Annotated in this window: 4 protein-coding genes and 1 pseudogene; 1 reads left to right on the top strand and 4 read right to left on the bottom strand. The window is 58.6% G+C overall.

Annotated features, from left to right (window positions below):
• Nucleotides 1-199: 199 nt before the first annotated feature.
• From ABIB91_RS21935 to ABIB91_RS21950, 4 genes are all read right to left on the bottom strand, one after another.
• Nucleotides 200-1,486 carry an aminotransferase class I/II-fold pyridoxal phosphate-dependent enzyme gene (locus ABIB91_RS21935; protein ID WP_354165252.1) on the bottom strand — a complete coding sequence of 429 codons (1,287 nt, stop codon included), beginning with the start codon at nt 1,484-1,486 and terminating at the stop codon, nt 200-202.
• A gap of 461 nt (nt 1,487-1,947) precedes the next feature.
• Entirely contained in the window at nt 1,948-3,315 is a 1,368-nt protein-coding gene (locus tag ABIB91_RS21940) for an aspartate aminotransferase family protein (protein ID WP_354165249.1), read from the bottom strand.
• Nucleotides 3,316-3,508: 193 nt separating this feature from the next.
• Entirely contained in the window at nt 3,509-4,249 is a 741-nt protein-coding gene (locus tag ABIB91_RS21945; protein ID WP_354165247.1) for a hypothetical protein, read from the bottom strand.
• A gap of 436 nt (nt 4,250-4,685) precedes the next feature.
• The gene (locus ABIB91_RS21950; protein ID WP_354165244.1) at nt 4,686-5,576 is read right to left on the bottom strand and encodes a crotonase/enoyl-CoA hydratase family protein; all 891 of its coding nucleotides are present in this window, start codon (nt 5,574-5,576) and stop codon (nt 4,686-4,688) included.
• Between the two features lie 471 nt (nt 5,577-6,047).
• Here ABIB91_RS21950 and ABIB91_RS41750 point away from each other — a divergent pair.
• A pseudogene (locus tag ABIB91_RS41750) lies at nt 6,048-7,341 on the top strand (IS256 family transposase).
• Nucleotides 7,342-7,352 lie beyond the last annotated feature (11 nt).

Consider the following 7,352-nt stretch of genomic DNA (forward strand, 5'->3'; position numbering starts at 1 on the left):
CTGCAGGACTCTTGGCAGCTGGAGCACGATTGTCGTAGCGCATTTACCGCCCTCATCTTTATAGACGGGAATTGCTAGATGAGGGCCCTTCAGTTGCTGCAACCGCGGCAGCGCAAGCTTCCAGAACGGACCGACTCGCGCGTCTTGTGTCTCATCAGCCAGAGCCATCAAACCTCTCAGTGTCGTCGTCCTAATCATCTCAAGCGGGAGCAGTTGCCCCGTCGTTCTCGGCAGTTGCCCCGGGGACCCTTTGCAAGATATGTTCACAGAGCTGGTCTATTTCGTGCACCTCATGATCGGCTGTGATGCACACCCGGATGCCCGCCTCTCCTTGTGGAACTGTCGGAAAAAACGTCACCGACGTGTAAAATCCTGCCTCGAAAAGCTCCCTGGCGATTGCAATCGCCTTAGCTTCCGATCCAATCGCAATCATTCTGATCGGAAGAGAATTGCCCTGCTCCGCAGTTGCGACGCGACGGTCAAATAGTTCGATCCGCTTCGTCAACTGCTGCTGGCGCTCGCCCAGCTCAGCTGAGCGGTGGATCTTGCACGAGCCCAGCGCGGCACCTACCGCCGCTAGATTGGGAGCCACCGAGAAGGAATATGGGATGGAGAAGCGTCGGAATAACCTCTCTTGCTCGGCTGTTCCGAGCATCAACATGCCTCCAGACGCGCCAAAACCCTTGGCAAGCGAGGCCGCTATGATCGTCCGATCACCGAGCGCTGGCGAAAACTGCGATCGAGCAAATCCTTCGCCCTGGCGTCCGAATATCGATATGCCATGAGCATCGTCAATATAGAGAAAGAGTCCATAGCGGTCCTGGAGCCGACGCAGTTCCATTATTGGCGAGTTTCCTCCCATCGAGTAAACTCCGTCGCAGACATAAGCGACCACCGGGTGTTCGCGGCAAATACGTTCGAGTGAGCCGATGTCGTTGTGCGAAATCGTCTCGACGACCGTCTCATCAGACACGACCGGTTTGTGATAGGCCAGCGAGATGTGGGCGGTCCGATCGAACACCACAATTGGCTTTTTTCCTCCCGTCAATTGGCCGGAAGCAAGAAGCGGTAGCGCACCGAGGTTGGCAAGCATGACAGTCGAGGAGGCTATTACTCGTGCGCTGAACATTTCGGATAGAGTTGCTTCAAGCTCCGAGAGTAAGTCAAAATTCAGTCTCGTTCGTGCGCATGACCAGTGCAACGAGCGATGCGCCTCAATGGCCTCGATCGCTCCAGCGACGATCATGGGGTGATTGTCGAGGCCCAAGTAGGAGCACCGCACGAAGTCGACCAACTCCGGTCGGCGCTCGAGCGGACCTGTACCGAGAACAAAACCGCGTCCAGTGGTAGAACGTCCCTGAACGCCCATGAGGCCAGCCGCGTGGGCCGCATCGAAATACGGGCTACTCTTCCTGATCACGTAGGCGGTATTGCGAAAATGCCCCGACGGCCGGTCACCGTTAGAAAGAGAACTCCGCTGCTGCATTTCAATTCTCCATTCGATCTAAGCAGGAACTGCGGACTCCTGGATGCGGAGGGACCGAGTGCTTTGCCACCCGAAGAGCGCGGTTGAGTTCTCACCCCGTCTTATTGAAGCGATAATCGGTCGCTCTCGTTTGCAGCGTTAGATCACTGTCTCGACGCCATGGACAGCTACCATTTAAGATGGGGAGGGAATTGGCTTACAGCGACGATCGGTGGCTGCTTCCGCTCTCGCCAAAGGGGCGACATAGTGAGCGCGTGCACCGAATGCTTCAACGCCGGGCTACACACTTGCCGAGAATTGGAGCCAGCGCACTCCTTTCAGCGGAAGTTACGGAAGGAGACTCGCAAAGCTGGTCTCTTCCCGGCCGCCAAACCGCATCCGAGCGAGGCCTATCAGATCATGTCAAGGCCCAGGTCGTGAAGACAGGTGCAAAATGGGCTCTGCAGCTGTTGCCTTGCTGTTCATCTAGGTGCCGCAATTTGGTTCAGCAATTTCTCATTGGCGTGGAGAAAGCCTGAGAATACATCGACTACAAAGTCTGCCTCGGCGCGCGTCATCGACGTCGAAAGCGATGCCGTGGCGCCATGCGGCAGGATGATCCCGTTCTGCGCAAAGAAGCGCGTGAGTTCCTTCATAAGGGGTTCCACGGCGGGCACCAGATAGGCCTCACGATAGTCATTCGGGGCTTTTGTTAGCGGATGAATCCGAAACAGTGACGCGGCTCCCGTAACACATAGCGGCGCGCTGCACTTCACAATCGCTAGATGAATTCCATCCCGAACAATCTTTCCAAGCACTTCGAGACGTTCAAAAGCTGTATGGTCTAGATGCCGCATCGCAGCCAGTCCTGCCGTCATGGACAGAGGATTGGCGGAAAATGTGCCGCCTTGTGCAAGCATGGGTCTTCCCGCCGACGCGTCGAATACTCTCATCACGTCCTCGCGGCCACCGATTGCTCCAATTGGCAAGCCGCCACCGATGATTTTGCCCATAGTGATGAGGTCCGGAACAAGACCATAGCGGGCCGACGCGCCTTGAAAGCTCTGTCTCAGATTCAAGACCTCATCGGATATTATGAGAATGCCGTTGCAGCGCGCAGCCCCCTGAAGCGCCGCAATGAACTCGGGTTTGGGCGCAATCAAGCCGCTCTTGCTTGGCATGGGATCGATGAGCACAGCGGCAAGGTCGTGTGCGTACGATGATAGTAGCCTGTGTACGCCTTCCCCGTCGTTGAAGCGCAATACGACCACTTCCTCGAGCACGCTTGATGGCATTCCGCGATAGCGGGCCGTCGATGTGGGACTAGTCGGCTCGCCCCAATTATCCGGGGTCGCACCGAGACTCACCTCGCACCAATCGTAGGCTCCGTGGTAAGCACCTTCGATCTTCGCGATTTTGGAACGTCCAGTGAATGCACGTGCTGCCTTGATTGCGAACAGCACTGCCTCAGTTCCTGTATTGACGAAGCGAAGACGGTCGCACTGCGGAATGCGACTGCAAAGTAGCTCGGCGAGTTCTATTTCGCTCTCTGTTGGATTTGCGAAGCAACTGCCGCACTGAAGCTGATGAGTTAGCGCTTCCACGACAGGCGCAAAGGCATGACCATGGATCAGGGTGGTGAAGTTGCAGTGGAGGTCGAGAAAGCGGCGGCCGTCGACGTCGACCAAATAGCTGCCAACTCCGCGCTCGACGTAGATCGGCTCCGGATCCCGCTCGATTGTTACTCGTGAGGTACCGTCAGGAAAGACCAATCTTGCGCGCGCGAAGCTGTCCCTCGATTTCCGCCCAACATACGGGCTTCCTGCCGCCTGGGTTTCATCTAGATTCAAGGTGCGCCCTCAATGCAATTGTCATTTCTGCCGAGCAGGTTCAGGCTTACTGAGCCGGATCTTTAGGGCTTCCTTACCGAGATGTCGAAGTGCTGCGTAGGCATCGCTCACCGCGGGAGCGATCCTCACGGGCTGCCCTCGCCATCTGACGGCCTCGTTGACCGACGCGATTGCCAACCCGGTTACAGCGGGGCTAACCGGCGCTCCGTTCTGGCCTCGAACTCGACACGGTGCGAAGCAGCTCAGTTTCATCGTGATCCTCAACCTGCCTTCTCAATTCCTGCCCGGTGAGCCAGATGAGCCAATCATCATCGATAATGTTCTCCTCCACCAGCTGCAGTATCGACCCTCCAGGTTCATGATGCACCATTTCGTATTGGGCAACGAGCCCCTTCTGGAGGGAAAAGCCCCCCACAAGCGAACAGAGGAAATCAGGAGTCCACATCGCAAACGACAAGCCGTGCGCTACTCCGGCTGCGATCTTTGCGAGTCCCTGCCCTCTAAAATCTTTGCGGACCCAAAGATCACCGTGGTAGGCGACCTTCCCTGTTATTTGTTTGGCGCTTGGCGCGTTGCAGATACAACGGTCCTGAGAATGTGCATGTGCGGACGGATTAGCGTAAAACGCGTTCAACGATTCAAGATGTTCTGCCAGATTGCTCCGTGAGAGGTCATACAATCGAGCAGCATCGGTGAGCGCAACTTCCTTGTTGTTGTCGAGGCCTATGATCCAATACCCCTCGCCTGATCTGATCGGGGAGCGATCTGGCCGAAAGTTCGGATAAGTTCGCCCCTTTGTCGGAGTGACTCTCGTGATCGAGACATACTCACGAAAATCGAATCCTATCGACAGTTTTATCCCTCTCCGGGCAGCAGCATTGTCATAGACCCGTAGAAAGCGTGAAACCTGCAACTGGTTGACTAGCTTTGCCATTCCTCTAACTCGCTCCTGGCATAATGAGCCCCGTTCAGGATCGTACATCACGAACGACGCTGCATCACACTACCTAGTCTAGTGTGTTGATGAAGCCATGCCGAGATCGCGCAACTTCGCTTGACTAGATCGTAGGGCAGCACGTGGGGTGTACTGAAACATCTGAGTGTCTGAAGCCGACACAATAACTGCTCGGGTCAGCGTTCGTTCTAAAGCAAGAACCAACCATGCCAGGACCATCATTTAAGGAAGTCTCTTCCGTGATACGGCTTTCGCATCCAACCAAGTCCTCATACAAGCCGCTGCGCCGGAACGAGAGATGGCGGAGACGCTCCGGCCTAGGAAGGGGAGGGCGCCGACGGACCGCTTGACTGCGCTGCAGCACGGACCCGAACTCACGCCGCCTTACCATCAGATTAGGTTCGATAAGCATTCGTCATTCATACTCCCGCTCGGTCCACCATGGAAAATAGTCCGGCATGTCCTTCGTTACCCTGTCTTTGAAGACCGCGGGCCGCTTCTCCAGAAACGCCAGTACACCTTCCTTGCCATCGGCGGAACGCCCCCGCGCATAGATGCCACGGCTGTCGATCTTGTGAGCTTCCATTGGGTGATCGGCGCCGAGCATCCGCCACATCATCTGCCGGATCAGCGCGATCGACACTGGCGCGGTCTTCTCGATGATCTCTCGTGCCAAAGTGCGCGCCGTCAGCCCCAGCTGGTCTGGTGGCACCACTTTGCTGACCAGGCCGCGAGCAAGCGCCTCCTCGGCCGAGAAAACACGACCAGTGTAACACCACTCGAGCGCTTGCGCGATACCCACGATGCGCGGTAGAAACCAGCTCGCGCCGCCCTCCGGTACGATACCACGTTGGGAGAACACAAAGCCGAAGCGCGCGGCCTCACTGGCAATGCGAATGTCCATCGCAAGCTGCATAGTGACGCCCATGCCAACGGCTGGTCCGTTCACGGCGGCGATTACGGGCTTCAGGCACTTGAAAATGCCTAAAGTAATCTGGCCGCCAGCGTCGCTGATATCAGGGTCGGTATAGTCGACACTACCGTCAGCACGGCGCCTCACCGGTCCACGGCGTGCATCGCGGTCGAATGTGTCCGCGCCAGAGGAAAGATCGGCGCCCGCGCAAAAGGCGCGACCTGCGCCGGTCACAATAACTGCGCGAGCGTCGTCTTCTCTGTTTACGCGATCGAACGCATCTATCAACTCGTTCTGCATGATGGCGGTACAGGCGTTCAGCTTCTCCGGGCGGTTTAGCGTGATGGTGAGGATCTGCTCCTCGAGCTCATACTTCAGGGTTTGATAGGCCATGCTGCATCCTTCACTTTTTGTGGCACTGGATAGCGCACTCTTCCATGATCATAGACCCGAGCTCTTTAGCGCAACCTGCCGCAGGGCTCGCCGGTATGCTCGTTTGCGTCACGCCCGTTCCGCCACGAACAGCAACGATCAGTTACGCGATAACCAGAGATGCCGAACCTACCAAGCCTGGGCATTGCGCGTTCCCCAAACCTCCGCATGTCCGTGCCGCAGTCTGTGGCGGACCCTCCAAGTGCACGGATGAACAATTTGAGTTTGGACCGTTCGACCGCAGATGCTTGCCGGCCTTATCTTCTGGCGGTATCACTTTGACCATTGTTGCTAATCGCGCGCGGACCCTCAACATGTCTTCTGTCGCGGTATCCGCAAGCCGCGAAACGGATCGGTCACCGGCAGTTCTCCAGTAGGATCGGGTTGCGACACGCCAACGCAACCGAGGAACCACCGATGACCGACGACATGATGAACCTGCGCACGCTGGTAGAGAAGACCCCTGACGCCGATCTGCTACGTGAGATGATCGGCTTTGCCGCCCAGCGCCTGATGGAGCTGGAAGTGGGAGGCCAGACCGGGGCGGCTTATGGCGAGAAGAACCCCGAGCGCCTGGCCCAGCGCAACGGTTACCGCGACCGGATCTGGGAGACCCGTGCCGGCGCCGTCGAGCTGCGCATCCCCAAGCTGCGCAAGGGCTCCTACTTCCCAGGCTTCCTGGAGCCGCGCCGCATGGCCGAGAAGGCGCTCACCGCCGTGGTGCAGGAGGCCTATGTGCAGGGCGTTTCGACCCGCTCGGTCGACGATCTGGTGCAGGCCATGGGCATGTCCGGCATCTCCAAGAGCCAGGTCAGCCGACTGTGCGGCGAGATCGACGACAAGGTGAAGGCCTTCCTCGCCGTCCGATCGAGGGCGACTGGCCGTATCTGTGGATCGACGCCACCTACGTGAAGGTACGCCAGAATGGCCGCATCGTCTCAGTCGCGGTGATTGTCGCGGTCGGCGTCAACAGCCACGGCCGGCGCGAGGTCTCGGCATGGACATCGGGCCGTCCGAGGCCGAGACGTTCTGGACCGCGTTCTTGCGCAAGCTCGCCCGCCGCGGCCTGCGCCGTGTCAAGCTGGTCGTGTCCGATGCCCACGAAGGCATCAAGGCCACCGTGGCCAAGGTGCTCAATGCCGGCTGGCAGCGGTGCCGCGTGTCCACTTCATGCGCAACGCGCTGGCGCATGCCGCCAAGAGCGGACGGCGTGTCGTCTCCGCCTTCATTGCCACAGCATTTGCCCAGGACGATGCCGAGGCCGCGCGAACCCAAGTGGCGCAAGGTCGCCGACCAGCTCCGGCCAAAGTTGCCGAAGCTTGCCGGCTTCCTCGACGAGGCCGAGACCGACGTGCTGGCCTACATGACGTTCCCGCTGCAGCACCGGACAAGCGATTTGTTCATGACCGAGATGACGATTGCAGAAATCGCGTACGTCCATTCTTTTGTTCGGCTGCGCCGCGGGCCATTCTTCCGTCCCGGCCATCGATCTCGCAGCCGCCGCGCGCAGGGGCGGTCAAGGCTGGCCGCGTTTGCGGCCACCGCAAGGCTTGGCCTTGACCGGCCCGAGCACGGCGGCATGCTGGCGTGGAACGGGACTGCATTCCTGGCTGGCACTTGCCGTCAGACGGGATTATCCTTGGCGGGCGCGGGCGACCTCGTGGCGAAGCGTGGCGCATCGGCTGCAAGCGCCACCAGGCTGCCCTATTTTGTCTTGCCGACCTGAGGCGCCCGCGC

It is taken from the genome of Bradyrhizobium sp. JR4.3, from assembly GCF_040547695.1.
Taxonomy (GTDB): domain Bacteria; phylum Pseudomonadota; class Alphaproteobacteria; order Rhizobiales; family Xanthobacteraceae; genus Bradyrhizobium; species Bradyrhizobium canariense.